The 17,998-nt window shown below is 46.6% G+C and carries 11 protein-coding genes; 7 read left to right on the forward strand and 4 right to left on the reverse strand.

Annotation, left to right across the window (positions count from 1 at the left end):
• Positions 1-274: 274 nt before the first annotated feature.
• Entirely contained in the window at positions 275-2,899 is a 2,625-nt protein-coding gene (locus FN831_RS03745; protein WP_142526880.1) for an eCIS core domain-containing protein, read from the forward strand.
• An 88-nt stretch (positions 2,900-2,987) separates the two neighbouring features.
• On the opposite strand, the gene FN831_RS03750 is transcribed toward FN831_RS03745, so the two are convergent.
• Both FN831_RS03750 and FN831_RS03755 read right to left on the reverse strand, forming a co-directional pair.
• A complete protein-coding gene (locus FN831_RS03750; protein ID WP_142526881.1) occupies positions 2,988-3,605 on the reverse strand; it encodes a pyridoxamine 5'-phosphate oxidase family protein in 618 nt (205 codons plus the stop codon).
• Positions 3,606-3,635: 30 nt separating this feature from the next.
• The gene (locus FN831_RS03755) at positions 3,636-4,880 is read right to left on the reverse strand and encodes an MFS transporter (RefSeq protein ID WP_142526882.1); all 1,245 of its coding nucleotides are present in this window, start codon (positions 4,878-4,880) and stop codon (positions 3,636-3,638) included.
• Positions 4,881-5,020: 140 nt separating this feature from the next.
• On the opposite strand from FN831_RS03755, the gene FN831_RS03760 reads away from it, so the two are divergent.
• Positions 5,021-5,875, forward strand: a complete 855-nt coding sequence (locus FN831_RS03760) for a LysR family transcriptional regulator (RefSeq protein WP_142526883.1) — start codon at positions 5,021-5,023, stop codon at positions 5,873-5,875.
• A 44-nt stretch (positions 5,876-5,919) separates the two neighbouring features.
• Here FN831_RS03760 and FN831_RS03765 read toward each other — a convergent pair whose 3' ends face one another.
• Together FN831_RS03765 and FN831_RS03770 are read right to left on the reverse strand one after the other, a co-directional pair.
• On the reverse strand, positions 5,920-6,345 hold the full coding sequence (locus FN831_RS03765; RefSeq protein ID WP_142526884.1) for a hypothetical protein: 426 nt from the start codon (positions 6,343-6,345) through the stop codon (positions 5,920-5,922).
• Between the two features lie 75 nt (positions 6,346-6,420).
• Positions 6,421-7,149: a GntR family transcriptional regulator gene (locus FN831_RS03770; RefSeq protein WP_142526885.1), complete on the reverse strand. Its 729-nt coding sequence runs from the start codon at positions 7,147-7,149 to the stop codon at positions 6,421-6,423.
• A 258-nt stretch (positions 7,150-7,407) separates the two neighbouring features.
• Here FN831_RS03770 and FN831_RS03775 point away from each other — a divergent pair, with 258 nt between their 5' ends.
• From FN831_RS03775 to FN831_RS03795, 5 genes are all read left to right on the forward strand, one after another.
• Positions 7,408-9,213 carry a class I mannose-6-phosphate isomerase gene (locus FN831_RS03775; protein ID WP_142526886.1) on the forward strand — a complete coding sequence of 602 codons (1,806 nt, stop codon included), beginning with the start codon at positions 7,408-7,410 and terminating at the stop codon, positions 9,211-9,213.
• 4 nt (positions 9,214-9,217) lie between these two features.
• Positions 9,218-10,621 (forward strand): sugar porter family MFS transporter, encoded by a 1,404-nt coding sequence (locus tag FN831_RS03780; protein ID WP_142526887.1) that lies wholly within the window; start codon positions 9,218-9,220, stop codon positions 10,619-10,621.
• Between the two features lie 42 nt (positions 10,622-10,663).
• Positions 10,664-13,840, forward strand: a complete 3,177-nt coding sequence (locus FN831_RS03785; protein ID WP_142526888.1) for a SusC/RagA family TonB-linked outer membrane protein — start codon at positions 10,664-10,666, stop codon at positions 13,838-13,840.
• A gap of 23 nt (positions 13,841-13,863) precedes the next feature.
• Entirely contained in the window at positions 13,864-15,483 is a 1,620-nt protein-coding gene (locus FN831_RS03790) for a RagB/SusD family nutrient uptake outer membrane protein (RefSeq protein ID WP_142526889.1), read from the forward strand.
• Positions 15,484-15,597: 114 nt separating this feature from the next.
• Positions 15,598-17,961: a GH92 family glycosyl hydrolase gene (locus FN831_RS03795; RefSeq protein ID WP_142526890.1), complete on the forward strand. Its 2,364-nt coding sequence runs from the start codon at positions 15,598-15,600 to the stop codon at positions 17,959-17,961.
• Positions 17,962-17,998: the final 37 nt, after the last annotated feature.

Consider the following 17,998-nt stretch of genomic DNA (forward strand, 5'->3'; position numbering starts at 1 on the left):
ACAGAAGTTCTGTGATGTGCTATAATGAGCTGATGGATCTTTTGGTGGGTGATTTTTGAGTACTTAAAAATCCGACCTGAATACTATGGTTTCAGGTAGATTTACCTAAATATATAATCGGGTAAATACCCGCATAATTAAACAGGCTTAATCGGCTAATTTTAAGTCAACTTCCAGTTTATCAGAATATACCTCAGTTAATTTAATAAAGACACGGGCTGTCAAAGTTTAATAAAGAAAACCCATATAATTTAGCATGGATTAAAACACTGTTATGTTTGAAACTAATTTTTCAAAATCCGGTTCAGCTTCCCCTTCTGGCGTACACAATAATAAAAACAACGGCGGTATTTCGATGCCAGCCGTTTCACTGTTACAAAATCAGGCAATAGAGAAGAAGCACATAAATACTACCGGATTACCAAATAACTTAAAAGATGGGATAGAGCAATTATCTGGCTTGTCGATGGACGATATAAAAGTTCATTATAATTCTGACAAGCCCGCACAATTTCAAGCCTTGGCATATGCGCATGGAAACAACATACATCTGGGACCCGGCCAGGAAAGGCATCTGCCTCATGAAGCCTGGCATGTAGTACAGCAGAAACAGGGTAGGGCAGGCGCAACCCATCAAATGAAAGGAAATACTCCTGTAAATACCGATCAACACCTGGAGCACGAGGCTGATCAAATGGGAATGAAAGCATTTCAGTTTACTGCGCCTGCATCAGGAAGTCCAGATATGCCGCAGCAATCTCCGAATAGCCCAAACATTAGTTATCAGTTTTATCAAAAAATTGAGACTGGGGATCAGGAAAGCTTATTTCACAAAGATTTATACAATCCAGATAAAAAACTGGGCAGAAGATCCCCATCAATTAACTGGGTATTGCAAGCAGAAATTATTACTGAGCTTCTTAAGGATGTAAGGGAAAATCTGAATGAAAACAGAAATACCGTACAAGGTGAACAAGAAAAGATTTTAGACTCACAGATAGCTCAACTCGAGAGATGGGATAAAAAAATTGATAGACTAATAGTTAAGGGAAATCATGCAGTTGAAACCTTTAATAATGACGGCGGTAGCGTAAGTAGCGGCAACATCTTATCTGCCTTAAGAAGCAAATCAATTAATTTTTTAGCTGAAATACAGGAAGTTCATTATCAAAGTGAGAGTAGAATTGATGCGATAGGCAGAGCGCACGATGTGGAAGATATTAATATTGTAGATGTGAACTTAGCTAAACATCCGGTAAACAATGAATTCATTGAAGGTATAACCATTGCAGGAAGTATGCTGACGAATAAAAAAATCGTACAAAAAGATAGTCTCAGTCTAAAGCCTACATCGACTTCATTATATATCCTTGGTAAAGAAATTTCACCGGAAATAGAGGATAAATTAAAACAAGGTTTACTTGCGCAAGTGGATGATAATACTGATCCCACCGGATCTCCTGGTCCGCAAGATTTTACCCGTCCATTCACTGCGCAAGCACGTGGTCTGGGACAAAGAGTAGCCATGAAGAATACTAATGCGCGGGGATATGCATGGTTAACCGATGATCCTTACTGGAACAAGGTTGACTGGGAATGGCTCCATATCAGAGGTGCAGGATTGGGCGGAACAACAGGGCCGGAAAATCTGGTACTGGGCAATAAGGATAGTAATACGCACATGATGCCGTTTGAGGAAAATCTCCGTATTCTCTCCACAAAATTAAAGGATAATAAAGGAGACTTATTAAGGGTAAAATGGTCTATCGAACAGAAAAAAGCGCCAAATCGATACAAATTTGAAACGATTGGAATCGAATGGTCATATTTAAGGAAAGATAAAGCTCTCACCTCTGGAAGCGCAAAGTTTAAACCATTGGAAGGCAAAGCTGTAATAACAAAAACGGAAGTCAGCTTCCTTCAGAAAGCACTTGAAACTGAACGGGAAAAGTCTGGTTTCCCAAGTATTGCGAAAAAAGTTAAAACTGTAGCACATACTAGCCCAGGTCCGCAATCAACTTTTGCTTCCAATTATTTAACCCCACAAGTTACACCTGTGAAAAAGCTCATTGTGAATTCTGCCGCTGAGACAGACAGTGATTATTCATCGGATGCTGATCAAAGAGATTTATCTGAGGAGGAAACCCCTCAATTTACACCTGTGAAAAAGCTCATTGTGAATTCTCCCGCTGAGACAGACAGTGATTATTCATCGGATGCTGATCAAAGAGATTTATCTGAGGAGGAAACCCCTCAATTTACACCTGTGAAAAAGCTCATTGTGAATTCTCCCGCTGAGACAGACAGTGATTATTCATCGGATGCTGATCAAAGAGATTTATCTGAGGAGGAACCCCCCCAAGTTACACCAGTGAAGGGAATCATATCGAATTCCCCTGCGGCGGACAGTGTTGAATATTTTTCGGATGATGATGACGAAGCTAATGAACGGGAGACGCTAAAAAACATAACCCCGAGAGCTACGCCGGTAAAAGAAAGAAACCTGAATTCCCCGGTAATGGAAGTAATACCCCCCAAAGCTACGCGAGCAAAGGAGAAAATAAAGCAGCCCTCTTTTGACCTCCAATCTTCGGATGAGGAGGAACATATAGAGCCGGCAGGTAAAGAAGATATTTTTCCCACGCAGCCTGAATATAAATTTACGGAAGCTGAGAATTATGATATTATTAAGAAGACATTTAGAACACACGGATACGACGGCGGCAGCACTCTTAAATTATACAAATACCAATACTTGTCTATCCTTATTTATTTGGAGTTTATTACTTCAGCGCAATTTAAGGCTACAGTGCGCAATAAGAAGTACAACAAGCATAGTACCGAAAACGGATCGGAAGAAATGTATGAAAGATGGACAAATGGAGAGCTTACCATGTAAAATTCAGCTCAGTATAGTTGAACTTTGGCCAGTATATTAATATTTGATCTGAAGGTTATTGGTCTCAGAAATCTTATAGAAACGGACTTTATTTTTGATCCCTAAGCTTTTCTTTAAGCAGAGCAACTTGCTGCTCCAGGGAAGCGATATATTTTTTTTGAGGCTCAATAAGCTCCTCCACCTCCTCAATACTATATTTGGGAGTGATATGCTGGGGGCAGTTCCAGTCATATGCCTTGATGTGGAATACCATCATACGCTCTGGTTTAAATTTGTAGTCATCGGGACTGAGAAACTCATAAAGACCATGATCTTCATCCACTTCAATGAGTTCTGCCTCAGCATAAATTTTCATCCTCGCGCGAAGCGGGTAGGAGAGAAGAATCAATGAAACATTAGGGTTTTTGGAAATATTACCCGTAGAGATATACTGCCGGTTTCCAACAAAATCTACAATTCCAATGGTCTCGTTGTCTATAACTTTGATGAATCCTTTCGGTCCTCCACGGTGCTGGATATAGGGATATCCGTTTTCACCATACGAGGCCATATAGAAGCTGTCAATATTTGCAATAAAATTGATCTCGTAATCAGTCAGCCCATCAACATAACTCATTTTCTCGGCCCGCTCATAGTTATGCCGGCTGCCAAGTCTCTCCTGAAGTTTTTTAACGGCATCAGTAAATGCCAATTGCGAGTAATTCATATCAATGTTTTATTTTGGTTTGTAAGTATATTAATATGCCAGTCTCTTCCGCAGGAATAATAGTACCGCGGTAGTAAGCAGCGCCAGAATCAGATATCCTATCGCAAGTGAGGATTGATCTTTGATTACGAATATCCCAAATAATAAGGAAGTTACAAAAGATGTAACAAGATAGGAGCCACCGCTGGTTATGCCGCTGGCAACACCTGCATTGAGCGGGAAACGGGTTAAGCAATACGTAAAAAACAGGTTATAAATGATCCCGCCTACCATGTGGATCAAAACCACAAACGTCATCAGGAATGGAAGGCTTGTGTAAATGGATGTAAGAAAATACATCAGGCCAATCAACACCAATTGAATCGCATTAGACAGGATCAGCCTTGTTGATAATGAGCCTGCCTTGATCATTTTCCCAACAATACCGCCAATAAAAATAGAAAGGCCTGAGAGCAGCGCGCAATATCCTGTTGCAACAGGTGATAAATGAAACTGGTGTTCTACAATAAATGGTGCCGACATGGAGAAAATCATCAGGGTACCGAAACTGATCCCCAAAACAACAATGCCAAACGTAAAATCAGCTGAGGAGAGGAGCGTTTTGTAAACATTAAAGATAGATTTGGGGTGGAAGTGATGTTTTACATTAATAGATTCCCCGCTGTAAATCAGCTCCAAGACAAACATGACCAGTGCATACATGCCCAGTACTATAAAGTTTGACTGCCAGCCGAAGCTCTTTTGGAGATAGCCGCCAAAAAATGGGGCTAATATTGGCGCCGTTGCCCAGACAATCGATAACAAACTGGTGTAATGCCTTCGCTTTTCACCGGTGTAAACATCAACAAAAAAGGCGCGTTTACCTACAACAATGAAAGCTGTAGTTATGCCCTGCACAACCCGCATCAGGTATAAAATATGTATGTCAGAAGTATATACAATAGCAAAGCTGCTTGAAGCAAATACCAGCAATGATACGAGGTTGATCCTGTAACGGCCAAAACTGTCGATAACAGAACCTACAAAAAGCTGGGCAATGCCATAACTCAGCAAAAAGCAAATGATAGTATATTGAATGCTTGAGGCGCCTGTTTTAAATGATAGTGCCATATCAGGGAATGACGGCAAGTAGATATCCGTTGCCAGGCCCGACAGTGGAATAAGCGCAAACGCGAGGATCGTAGCCTTTTTACGGTTACTATCTGTGATTGTTTTAGTTGTGATATTTGTGCGTATAGGATTTGTAAGCGCTCCAGACTGTTCGTTTTTTATCATGTTGGTTGTTGTTTCTTGATCAGTTTTGTAATAAGGTTTTTCGCGGTTTCATATTTGTGATTTGCTTATCCAAAATTAATACTGATATTTGATTGTTGCAAACGATTAATAGTGATGATATTAATCATTAATCATGATACATGAACACACACGATTTAAAAATATTTGAAGCCGTAGCTGCCAATGGCAGTTTCACCAGGGCTGCCGAAGTCATGTTTACAGTTCAGTCAAACGTGACGGCGCGGATCAAGAGTCTTGAAGAGGAATTTGGCACGGCGCTTTTTAACCGCACATCGCGCAAGGTAACCCTTACCAGTGCCGGAGAAACACTGATGCACTACAGTAAACAAATCGACCATTTGGTGCAGGAGGCGAAAAAGGATATTGAAAAATCCAACGAAATGAGTGGCCAGCTTACAATAGGTTGTATCGAAACTACGATGGCCCTAAAGGTACCCGATATCCTTCGTCGTTTCACCGAAGCGTACCCACAGGTAGATCTGGAGTTCAAATCTGAAAGGAGATCCGAATTGATCAGTGATGTGCTTAACTACAAACTTGACGCAGCCTTTGTATCTGCACCCATTAATGTTCCCGGCTTGGAGCAGGTACATATCAAGGATGAGCAATTAGCGATCTTCGCATCAGCAACAGCGCCGGAACTGAAAATATTACTGGCTGCTCAGCCAGTTAAAATTATCGTATTTGATCAGGGATGCGCCTTCCGTGCCAGGATTGAGTCCTGGCTCAATTCCAAAGGTATTATTCAGTACAAAAGCATCGTTTTAAATTCGATCGAGGGCATCGTCAACTTTGTGGAAGCCGGTCTTGGCATCACGATCTTACCTGCCGAACTGATAGCCCAATACTACAAAGGACGTAAATTGAGGTCATTTCCACTGAATAAAGAACTGGGCACAATGTCAACTGTGCTGGTCTTTCGTAAAAATGTACCGCATAGCAGAGCCCTCAAGACATTCATAGAGATGTATTAACCCGTTAAGACTCAACGCAACATTGAAGCCGGAGGTGTTTGAGGTTATTTTGCTTTATACACCCGAACTAGTGTATAAGTTGTTCCGGCTGTTGTGATGTAGGATGTGCTGGTTAACGTGTTGCCCGAAAGGATGTACGCAAAATCAGGCGAAGAAGAAAGAACAATCCGGTCGTTATTTCTCGACCAGCCTACCGGTTTACTACTAGGGTCATAATACAGATCACATAAAGCACCATTTGAGCCTTGTGTAAATGTACCGTCTGCAGCAAATGAAAGCTCCCACGTAGCTTCGCAGCTTGAAGGGCCCATCAGTTCCAGATAATTACTGCTGGTTTTGCTGCCAATGGTAATTGCCGGACTAATCGTAGACGACGATATCCTCCAGTTTTGGCTTGTTAGTTTCTGGTCAGAATTTTTCTTGCAAGAGCAAAGTACACAGACAGTGAAGAGTAGTAACAGATGTTTCATGAGAGATTGTTTTATGGGTAAACGTTTGAAGATCAGGATATGCTACAGTACGGTTTTTGGAAATTTACAAGCCGGTTACCTCGTACTTTCCACGGTATATATAAAACTATCCGCCTTATAGTATCCTACATTATATTCGATCGGCTTCTCCGCCTGGTCATAAACAAAACGCTTGCGGAATAGGATAGGGCTGCCCTCCGGGACTAAAAGCTTGGCGGCGATCAGTTCTGTGGCGCCCATGGCCGAGATCTCTTCCTTGGATAGCGAGGCGATCGTACCGTGCTCCTGTTCCAGAAGTTCATATAAGGGGCGTTTAAAATCATCATCAGGACTAACCCCCACACGGGGATGGAAGTAAGAAATGAAAAGCACAAAAGGTTCTTCTGTCCGTCCTCTCAGCCTCTGCATCTTCAGTACAGGTGTGTCCATCGAGATGTTAAAAAAGCTGGCCAGGTTTTTATCCGGCACTTCCCATGAAACATGCAGTTCAAAATTCCTGATCGGGATACCCCGCAGTTTCATTTCCTGGGAGAAGCTCAGCCAGTTGTTGGATTTGGAGCTTACAGCGCCGGGGGCAACCTTGGTACCTGCACGTTTTTTGCGGATCAGCAAACCCTCAAATACCAGTTTGTTAATCGCTATTCTCAGCGTAGTCCTTGATATGCCCAGCATCTCCGCCAGGTCAACTTCATTAGGAATGTTCTTCCCATTTTGATACTGTTCTTCAGCAATCAGCTGCCTGAGCAGGTTCTCTGCCTGCACATGTAAAGGAACGGCACTTTTGTGGTCTATACTATATCGCATGTTGAAGATTGTGCTACGAAAATAAGTAATTTTCCTGAAGTATATATGTATATACATATATACAGCTCTGAATCGTTTCTTAAAGAACATTAATCAATGATATCACGTAATACTTTTATTTTGTATTCTTTTTGTTTAGTCGATATAATTATTATGTTTGTACATAACATCTACCTCTAACCAAATATTTATACAATGATCTGCCTTGCCACTCCTGGATACGCTGCCGCTCATCACAATCAACCGCATTAAAACATCATGGGATCAAACTTAAAAGAAGACTCACCAGAAACTGGTACAACCCTGCGCAAAACTGCGCAATACCTTATGCCTGACCGTATCACTGAGCATGCCGATGTAAACGAGGGCTATAATATTTACCCATCCTTTAGTTTGGGAAGCAATAAAATCTTTAATGGCTACAGCAGCCTTACCGATTGGATCATTGAACAAAAGACAGTACTGATTGATGGATATGCCGGTGTGTTCTGGGACCAGGTACAGGAGGAGATCAGCGGCAGGCTGTCAGAAAAAGGTTTAACAGTAAACTGGATCAAAACCAGTGATTATATAAAACCCGCCGCAGTGATCGACCAGCTGGTGGCGCCTTTTCTGGGTGCAGAAGAATCTGTCTGGGGCACAAAGTGTACGCTTACGCTCGCAGATTTATATAATGTAGAACAACTTTCCGGGGCAGCACCGGATAAAAATACTGAGCTGAATATCATCATCGGTACCGCTGCAGCACTTGCAGGCTGGGAGGCCCCGCTGCTGTACATTGATTTGCCAAAGAATGAACTGCAGTTCAGGATGAGGGCCGGATCAGTTAATAATTTAGGAGCAGTAGAACTGACTGAACATTTTAAAATGTATAAACGCTTTTATTTTGTAGACTGGGTACTGCTCAACAACCACAAAAAAGCCATATTGAATGACATTACGGTAATGGCCGACGGGCAATGGCCTGATCAGATCAACTGGATGTACCGGAAGGACCTGACCGATGGCCTCAACCGCATGAGCCGTTCGGTGATCCGCGTGCGCCCATGGTTTGAGCCCGGCGCCTGGGGCGGACAGTGGATCAAGGACAGGATCAGCAAACTGAACCAGGAGGTGATAAACTATGCCTGGTCTTTTGAACTAATCGTACCGGAGAACGGACTGGTGTTTGAAAGCGATGGCAACCTGCTCGAAGTATCTTTTGATACCCTCATGTTTGCCAACCAGCAGCAGGTACTGGGCAAACATGCCCCCATCTTTGGCGATGAATTTCCTGTACGCTTCGATTTCCTGGATACTGTTGAGGGTGGCAATCTCTCCATCCAGTGCCATCCGCGCTTAAAGTACATTCAGGAGAATTTTGGCGAAAACATCACGCAGGATGAAACCTACTATATCCTGGATTGCGAAAAGGATGCAACGGTGTACCTGGGTTTCCAGGAGGATATCGATCCGGCAGCATTTAAAACCGCACTTGAAAACAGCGAAGCAGAAGCCAAAGAGATTGATATCACTGAATATGTACAGGTACATCAGGCAAAAAAACACGATTTGTTCCTGATTCCCAATGGTACGGTGCATAGCGCAGGCAAAGGGAACCTGGTACTGGAGATCAGCGCCACACCCTATATATTCACCTTTAAAATGTACGACTGGCTGCGGCTGGACCTGGATGGTAAACCGCGGCCAATAAACATCGGCCATGCATTCCATAACCTCGACTTTAGCCGCAAGGGCGCGCAGGTTAAAAAGGAGCTGATCTCACATCCTTCTGTAATTGCAGAGGGCGAAAACTGGCAGATAATGCACCTGCCTACACATCAGGACCATTTCTACGATGTGCACCGGCTGGAATTTGATACAGAGATCTCCAGGAATACAGCGGACTGCTGCCACATCATGATGCTGGTTGAGGGCGAATCCATCAGTATAGCCACACAGGATGGCACAGTACATCATTATGCCTATGCAGAAACATTTGTGGTGCCGGCCGCTGCGGACGCCTATACATTAACTAACCTGGGAAAAGGCCGGGCAAAAGTCATCCTTGCCTTTTTAAAATAATTGTATGAACGCGACAGTAAGATCACAAAGTAATCTATACCTCTATCTTGTATGCCTGGTGGCTGCCCTGGGCGGATTTTTGTTTGGCTTTGATACCGCCGTTATCTCCGGGACAATCAGCCTGGTAAAAGCTGATTTTGCGCTCAGCCCGGTCAGCGAAGGCTGGTTTGTGAGCTGTGCGCTGCTGGGCTGTATCATCGGGGTGAGTTTCTCCGGTAAGCTGAGTGACAAATATGGCCGCAGGATAGTCCTGATCATCTCGGCTGTGCTCTTCCTTGGTTCAGCCATTGGATGTATGTTTTCTGAATCATTTAACATCCTGATTGCCTCACGTTTAATTGGCGGTCTGGGTATCGGTGTAGCGTCTATGGTATCACCGCTGTATATCTCTGAGTTTGCCCCGTCGCGCCTGCGCGGCATGATGGTATCACTATACCAGCTGGCGCTCACCATCGGGATCGTACTGGCCTATTTCTCCAACGCTTATCTCGCAGGTCATGCTTCAGCTGCCTATGCTACTGAAGGCCTGACAAAGATCTTTTCCACCGAAGTCTGGCGGGCGATGCTTGGCCTGGGTGCCCTGCCTGCGGGGATATTTTTACTGTCACTCTTTCTGGTGCCGGAATCACCACGCTGGCTCCTGCTGCAGGGAAAGGAACGACAGGCGGCCGAAATCCTGACCAGGATTGATGGCGAGGAAGCGGCAGCACGGGAGATCCGCGCCTTTAAAGCGCAGGGCGATGACAGTGAAGGTTCTATTAAGGAGCTTTTCAAGCCTGTATACCGCAAAGCATTATGGATCGGCTTATTGTTGCCCTTCCTCTCGCAGGTCTGTGGCATCAATGCCGTGATCTATTACGGCCCGCGGATTCTGGAACAGGCAGGTTTTACGCTGAACAATGCACTGGGCGGGCAGGTGACCATCGGACTGGTCAACGTAGTTTTTACGTTTGTCGCCATTTTTACGGTAGACAAATGGGGCAGGCGGCCGCTACTGTTTGCAGGGGTTGGTGGTGCAGTAGTGGCGCTGGTCATCATCGGGGCGCTCTTTGCTTTGGGTATCACCACAGGTCCCTGGATACTGATCTTTATCCTAGCTTTTATCTCCTGTTTTGCTTTTTCGTTCGGGCCGGTATGCTGGGTAGTGATCGGCGAGATCTTCCCCAATGCGATACGCGGCAAGGCAATGGCCCTGGCCACGTTGTCCCTCTGGATAGGCAACTTCCTGGTGGGCCAGCTTACACCGGTTATGCTCGAAGGCCTGGGTTCATCATGGACCTTCTGGATTTTTGCGCTGTGCTGCTCGCCGGCACTCCTGCTCACCTGGAAGCTGATCCCCGAAACCAAGGGGCGTACGCTCGAGGATATTGAAAACCACTGGAAACAGGACTTCGAAAATCACCAATAAAAACCTATAGATAAACTACAACACATAACCAAATTTTACTGTATGAAACATAAACTACCCAACGGGCTGCCGCAGATGCGCTGGCCCTACAGAAAACCGCTTGCGGTAATCATGGTTTGCGCTACACTGGGCGGCGCACCAGTTGCACTTGCAGCAAAAATGCCGCATGGCATACGCTCACAACAAGCTGATATTGTGGTATCAGGACGTGTACTCGATGAAAATAAACAACCAGTACCGGGTGTAAGCGTAAGTATCACCGGCACAAAAACCGGTACTGTTACCGATAGTAATGGTAACTATAAGCTGAATGTTCCGGACGCTTCGGCCGGCAAAAGCCTCACTTTCTCCTATATCGGGTATACCGCGCAGGTAGTACCGGTAAACGACAAAACAGAGATCAATGTGAGCCTGGTCCCGGACAGCAAAGACCTGACTGAAGTAGTGGTGGTGGGTTACGGTACGCAGACGCGGGTGAGCCTTACCGGTGCTGTCAGCCAGGTAAGTTCCAAAAACATAGAAAACAAACCTGTGCTCAATACCTTACAGGCACTGCAGGGCGAAGCACCCAATCTGACCATCCAGCAAAGCAATCTCAACCCGGGCAGTGATGTGAGCATCAACATCCGTGGGGTAGGGACGCTGGGAAACAACGATCCCCTGGTGGTGATTGACGGGATCATCGGCGGTAATATCAATACCCTTAACCCCAATGACATTGCCAGTGTATCGGTATTGAAAGATGCAGGTTCGGCGGCGATTTATGGTTCACGCGCAGCCAACGGGGTACTGCTGGTGACTACTAAAAGCGGTACCCTGAACCAGAAACCTTCATTGAGCTATAATACGAGTTTCGGCTTCCAGGACCCGCGGGTACTGGTGCACAAGGTGGATGCCGAAGAAAATGCAGAATATAAAAACCAGTCGCTGATCAATGCGGGACTGCCGGTAGCCTATACACCAGCCCAGATCCAGGAATTACAGAATGAGGGCCGCGGCACCTGGGATATTGAACACCTGCTGAAGAATGCACCACAGCAGTCGCACAACATCAGTATCAATGGTGGCGGGCCTACCAGTTCCTATTACCTGTCGGCCGGGATCCAGGACCAGAAAAGCAACCTGATCGGGAATGGAGGCTCGGGCGCTGATTTCGGCTATACGAAATACAACCTGCGTTTAAACCAGACCTCACAGATCGGGATACTTAAAGTAAACATGATCCTGAATTATACCAAATCACGCCGGAAAAGCAACAGCGTTGGGGACAACAATATTTTTGCGGATGCCAACCGTGTGCCGATCAATTACAACTGGCAGGATGCTGACGGAAATTACCTGACCAACCCCGTAGCTTCGCAGTATAACGAATACGGGATCCTTGAAAAAGGGGGCTACGAGCAGACAGACAATGATGAGATCTTCGGTAACTTCAATGCACAGGTAAACATCACGAAAGACTTAAAACTGACCGGAATTTTTGGTGGAACAATAGCCAACAGGGGCCTCTTTTTTCAGCGCAGCAAAGTAAATTACCTGCCTTCCGGCGTATATGGAGATGATCTGACCGTAAGCGACAGAAATAATAAGTCGCTGCTGCTGAATACGCAGCTGCTGCTGGAATACGGCAAGACTATACAGGACCACAGCTACAAGATCCTGTTTGGTGCATCCAATGAAAACTTCAGCACCAGGGGCTTCCAGTTACAAAAAACGCTGACGGATCCTATTCTGGGCACTTCAACCACAGGGACTTTGATCGATGCGATCAATTCCTATAATAGTGTGGGCATCCAGCAGCGGAGCCTGAACTCGCTTTTCTCGCGCGTAAACTACGCGTATAAAGGCCGCTACCTCTTTGAAGCCACAGTCAGGAATGATGTGTCCTCCAGGTTTGCCAAAGGCAACAGGAGCAGTATCTTCCCTTCGGTAAACCTGGGCTGGCTGATCTCTGAGGAGGAGTTCATGCAGCCGCTTAAAAACAGTATCAGCAATCTTAAATTGCGTACAACCTATGGTATTTTAGGAAACCAGAATGTAGGGGCTTCGCTGAACAACCCCGACTTGGGGAACTTCCAGTACCTGACCACCTATTTCAATTACCCGAGTGCCTATGGGTTTAACAACCAGCCGGTTGGTGGCGCAGGCTTTACCCTCGGCAATCCTGACCTGACCTGGGAAAAAGCAGCGACGCTGAACCTGGGTGTAGACCTCGGTTTCTTTAATAACAAGCTGACTGCTTCATTCGACTATTTCAATAAGGTGACCAGTGATATTCTTCAGCCGAGGTACGATGTGCCTGCCTTGTTTGGCGCGGGACTGCCGGATTACAATGTGGCCAAGGTGCGTAACCAGGGATGGGAAGCTACGATCGGCTATAGGCTGACTACCGGCGCTGCTGAGCACAGTTTCAGCTTTAACATCGCCGACAGCAAAAATAAACTGATGAAACTGACAGGCGGTACCAATGAGCAGATCATCAACCAGGATGTGTTCCAGCTGATCAGAAGGGTAGGTGAGCCGATCACGCAGTATTATGGCTATCAGACCAATGGATATTTCCAGAACGCCGCTGATGTAGCCTCATCGCCAAAACCTGCAGGCGCAGATGTGGGCCCGGGCGATATCAAGTTCAAAGACCGTAACAATGACGGCATCATCGATGATAAGGACAAAACGGTTCTGGGTAATCCTTTCCCGCGCTACACCTTTGGTTTTACCTACAGGCTGAACTACAAAAACTTTGATTTCCAGGTGTTCATCCAGGGCGTGGGCAAGAGAGATGCCTTCCTGCGCGGTGAGCTAATTGAACCTTTCCACTATAACTATGGTGCCACGGTGTATGACCATATGACGGATTTCTGGTCGCCCGAAAATCCCGATGCACGATATCCGCGTCTGGCAGCGATAGGTTCTGGTTCCAATACCAACAACTGGCGCCAGGGCTCCGACGTATACCGCTTTAACGCGGCGTATGCGCGACTGAAAAACCTGAATATCGGCTATACCTTTCCGCAGAGCATCAGCAGGAAAGCCGGAATGGAGCGCCTCCGCGTATCCCTGATCGGACAAAATTTGTTCACGGTGAGCAAGCTGAAGTTTATCGATCCGGAGACAACGGAATTTGGCAATAACGTATCCGTAGGTACTGGCTCCAACAGTGCGCGCAGCTACCCGCTGCCTGTATTTTACGGCGCAGGTTTAGACATCACTTTTTAAGGACCTATTTAAATTATAAGAAGATGAAATTTTTGAATTATATATTGATAACCGGGGTTCTGGCCATTACGGTAAGCGGTTGCAAGAAACTGGACCTGGAACCAACCGACCAGTTCTCTGAGAACAACTTCTGGACGGTAGACGGCAACGTGTACAACGCCCTCAATAACAATTACAGCCTGATGTACACCAGCAGCATGTTCTTCTATAACGAAGCCACATCTGATAATGCCTACAGTACTAGCGGTGATTATGCCCTGATTGCCAGCGGCAACGCAAATGCCTCGCAGGGGCAGTTCCTTAACGACTGGCGGTACTATTACAGTACGATTAAATCATGCAATGTCTTTCTGGCGAATGTAGACCAGAACAAAACGCTGCCTGCTGCCACGATCAGCCGCCTGAAGGCAGAGAACCGCTTTATCCGCGCCTTTGCGCATTTTAACCTGACCAAATGGTATGGCGATGTGCCTTTGATCGACCATGATATCACGGCGGACGAAGCCAAGGTAATTGCCCGCAGTCCGAAGGCCACGGTCATCAAATTCATCACTGATGAACTGGAAGCGGCTGCGGCGGCACTGCCGGCAAAAGAAGCGGTTCCTGCGGCAGAAAATGGCCGGATTACCAAAGGGGCTGCACTGGCGCTCGAAGCACGGGTATTGCTTTATGAGGGCAACCGGATGGCGGATGTGGTAACGGTATGCGAAAAACTGATCAGAGATGGTGCTGCCAACGGGCAGTACAGCCTGGTAAACAACTATGCAGACCTGTTCAGCAATCCTGCAGTAAACAAGACCAACAACGAGGTAATCCTTTCGCTGCAGTATGTGCCTGCCGTGCGTACCTGGAGCGAGTTCTTTGATTTTGCACCACGCTCTGTTGGCGGACGCGTGAGTGGTATGGCACCAACGCAGGAACTGGTAGACGATTATATCACGCTTAACGGAAGGGGAGTGCGCGAAGCCGGCTCCGGCTATGACGAAGCCAATCCATACGTAAACCGTGATCCGCGTTTAACGGCAACGGTGGTTTATGACAAGTACAATTGGGTAAAGCCCGATGGCACGATCAAGGTGATCTATATCAAACCGGGTACGGATCCTGATGCATCACGACTGGATGAGTACAGTCCTTCATCACAGGCCTCGTCGCCAACAGGATACTACTGGCGCAAGTATTTCGATCCTATCGCGCTGTCGTCATTTACCTCAGGTTCCAACCTGCACTTGCTCAGATATGCCGAGCTGCTGCTTACTTATGCAGAAGCAAAACAGGCGCTGGGACAGATGGACGAAACAGTATGGAACAATACGATCAGGTTACTGCGCCAGCGTGCGGGATTTACCGATGCTGCGGCATTGACTTTCCCTGCCGGGACTGACCTTACCAATGTGATCCGCCGTGAACGCCGGTCGGAACTGGCGATGGAAGGTTTGAGAACGGACGACATCCGCCGCTGGAAAATTGCTGAAACAACACTGAATGGGTATGCCCATGGTGCAAAGTTTGGCGATCCTGCGGTAGACAACGGTTATATCAGGGCACAGAAAAGAACATTTACGGCGAAGGATTATCTTTGGCCTGTACCGTCCTCTGAAAGAGGCCTGAACAGTAACCTGACCCAGAATACAGGTTACTAAGACTCGGGCTATTGAGAATGTGGAGCCCCGGATGATTAAAATAACTGTTATGCTCAGTGCGTAATTGTTATCTCAGTCATCTGAGGCTTCATCTGACAGATAAAAAACAACCAGATGAAAGTAAAATTAGGATTGATACTATTGACAGCAGCGGCTGTCTCTTCATGTAAAGTGAAGCAGGAAAGTGTGCTGCACTATGTAGACCCGAATATTGGTACAGCGCACAGCAGGTGGTTTTTTTATACTCCTGCGGCCGTTCCTTACGGGATGGCTAAACTGGCGCCCTCCACCAACGGGCATTATGGAAATGCCTCGGGCTGGGAAGCTGTAGGGTACGATACCCGCCAGAACTCCATTGAAGGTTTTGTGCATTTCCATGAATGGCAGGTGGGCGGCCTGAGTTATATGCCTTCCAATGGTGAGCTGCGGGTGAAACCGGGCGACCTGGATGGCCCGGAAAAGGGATACCGTTCAAAGTTCGACCGCAAAAATGAGCAGGCCCAGCCGGGCTATTACAAAGTGCTGCTGGCTGATTATGGGATCACAGCGGAACTGACGGCTACCAAAAGGGTGGGCTTCCAGCGCTACCGTTTCCCGGAGAATAAGGCTTCGCACATTATCCTGGACGTTGGCAACAAGCAGGGCGAAAGTGGCGAAGTAACCGATGCTGCCATCCATATGACTGATGATACGCATTTTGAAGGCTATATATTTACCTATCCCAAATACGTGAAAATATATGACCCTGCCGGTAAGGTGGCGATGTATTTCTATGGAGAACTAAGTAAAAAGCCTGCTGATGTGACGGCTTTCACGGCGAATACCCTGCAGCGCAATACCACTAAAGCCAAAGGACCGGGCGCGGGACTGGTGCTCAACTACCAGACCACAGCAGATGAAACAATTGAGGTGAAAACCGGATTGTCCTACACTTCAGTAGCAAATGCAAAGCTAAACTTTACAGCAGAGGCGAAAGACCTTACTTTTGAAGAAGCGCGTAAGAATGCACAGCAGACCTGGGAGCAGGAGCTGGGCAAGATCAGTGTGGAAGGCAAGAGCGATGAAGACAAAACCAAATTTTACACTGGACTTTTCCATGCGCTCCTGGGTCGCGGGATTGCCAGTGATGTCAATGGGGCTTACCCAAAACACGGCGGAATGGCCGGTCAGCTCCCTGCGCAGAAAGATAAAGGAATTAAGGCCGAATTCATCAATACTGATGCCATCTGGGGCGGATACTGGAACATCACGCAACTATGGGCACTGAGCTACCCGGAATGGTACGGTAGTTTTGTGAATACCCAGCTGCAGCTGTATAAAGACCGCGGCTGGTTTGGTGACGGAATTGCCAACAGCGAGTATATCTCTGGCGTAGGAACAAACTTTGTAGGACTGGCGGTGGCTGCTGCCTACAATTCCGGCATCCGCAATTACGATACGGAGCTGGCATACAAAGCGGTTAAAGCAAACGACCTGGATTACCGTGGCCGTATTCTTGGCGCCGGAAAGCTGGACACCAAAGCTTTTCTGCAGTACGGTTATGTGCCGCATCTGGAACAAAAAGGTCGTGATTTTGTGACGGACTCCACAGGCTCGAACTTTTCGGGCTCACATACCCTGGAATACAGTTTCAGCGCATACGCTACCGCACAGATGGCGAAGGCGATGGGCAAAACTGCCGATTACCAGCAAATGATGAAATATTCAAATGGCTGGAGGGCATTGCTTAATCCCGCCAATAAGCTGATGCAGCCCAAGCGTGCTGACGGAACTTTTGTTGATAAATTTGATCCTTATCAGCCATGGCGCGGATTCCAGGAAGGTAATGCGGTGCAGTACACGTTTTACGTACCACAAAATCCTGCCGGTCTGGTGGAGGCCATCGGACGCGATAATTTTAACAAAAGGCTGGACAGCATCTTCAGCGTATCTGAGAAACTGGGTTTTGGCGGAGGCAAGTCTATCGATGCCTTTGCCGGGATCAACGCGATTTACAACCATGGGAACCAGCCCAACCTGCACATCAGCTGGCTGTTTAACTTCTCGGGCAAGCCCTGGCTGACACAGAAATGGACGCGACTGATCGGCCGAGATTTTTATGGCTCAGAACCTATACATGGTTATGGATACGGACAGGACGAAGACCAGGGACAACTGGGTTCATGGTATGTAATGAATGCACTGGGACTGTTTGACGTGAAGGGCCTGACCGATGCGAGGCCGGTAATCCAGCTGGGAAGCCCGCTGTTTGATAAAGCCCGCATCACCCTCGGTAACCAGAAAAAATTGTCCATTGTGACAAAGAACAATTCAAAGGACAACATCTATGTGCAGTCGGCGAGTTTTAACGGCAAGCCGCTGGATAACTGCTGGCTGTACCGCGATGAGCTGATGCAGGGCGGAGAGCTGACCTTTACAATGGGCAGCAAGCCTAATGAACGATGGGGCACAAAGCTGCCACCACCTTCTGCACAATAATATTTACCCAAATACCGCGATCCATCCATTCGCATAT

Source organism: Pedobacter westerhofensis, from assembly GCF_900182595.1.
Lineage (GTDB): Bacteria > Bacteroidota > Bacteroidia > Sphingobacteriales > Sphingobacteriaceae > Pedobacter > Pedobacter westerhofensis.

What these genes read in the sequence shown, in the direction of transcription:
- FN831_RS03775 (WP_142526886.1), top strand. Translation starts at nt 7,408, where the DNA reads ATGGGATCAAACTTAAAAGAAGACTCACCAGAAACTGGTACAACCCTG.
- FN831_RS03750 (WP_142526881.1), bottom strand. Translation starts at nt 3,605, where the DNA reads ATGAATTACTCGCAATTGGCATTTACTGATGCCGTTAAAAAACTTCAG.
- FN831_RS03765 (WP_142526884.1), bottom strand. Translation starts at nt 6,345, where the DNA reads ATGAAACATCTGTTACTACTCTTCACTGTCTGTGTACTTTGCTCTTGC.
- FN831_RS03790 (WP_142526889.1), top strand. Translation starts at nt 13,864, where the DNA reads ATGAAATTTTTGAATTATATATTGATAACCGGGGTTCTGGCCATTACG.
- FN831_RS03770 (WP_142526885.1), bottom strand. Translation starts at nt 7,149, where the DNA reads ATGCGATATAGTATAGACCACAAAAGTGCCGTTCCTTTACATGTGCAG.
- FN831_RS03795 (WP_142526890.1), top strand. Translation starts at nt 15,598, where the DNA reads ATGAAAGTAAAATTAGGATTGATACTATTGACAGCAGCGGCTGTCTCT.
- FN831_RS03745 (WP_142526880.1), top strand. Translation starts at nt 275, where the DNA reads ATGTTTGAAACTAATTTTTCAAAATCCGGTTCAGCTTCCCCTTCTGGC.
- FN831_RS03755 (WP_142526882.1), bottom strand. Translation starts at nt 4,880, where the DNA reads ATGATAAAAAACGAACAGTCTGGAGCGCTTACAAATCCTATACGCACA.
- FN831_RS03780 (WP_142526887.1), top strand. Translation starts at nt 9,218, where the DNA reads ATGAACGCGACAGTAAGATCACAAAGTAATCTATACCTCTATCTTGTA.
- FN831_RS03785 (WP_142526888.1), top strand. Translation starts at nt 10,664, where the DNA reads ATGAAACATAAACTACCCAACGGGCTGCCGCAGATGCGCTGGCCCTAC.
- FN831_RS03760 (WP_142526883.1), top strand. Translation starts at nt 5,021, where the DNA reads ATGAACACACACGATTTAAAAATATTTGAAGCCGTAGCTGCCAATGGC.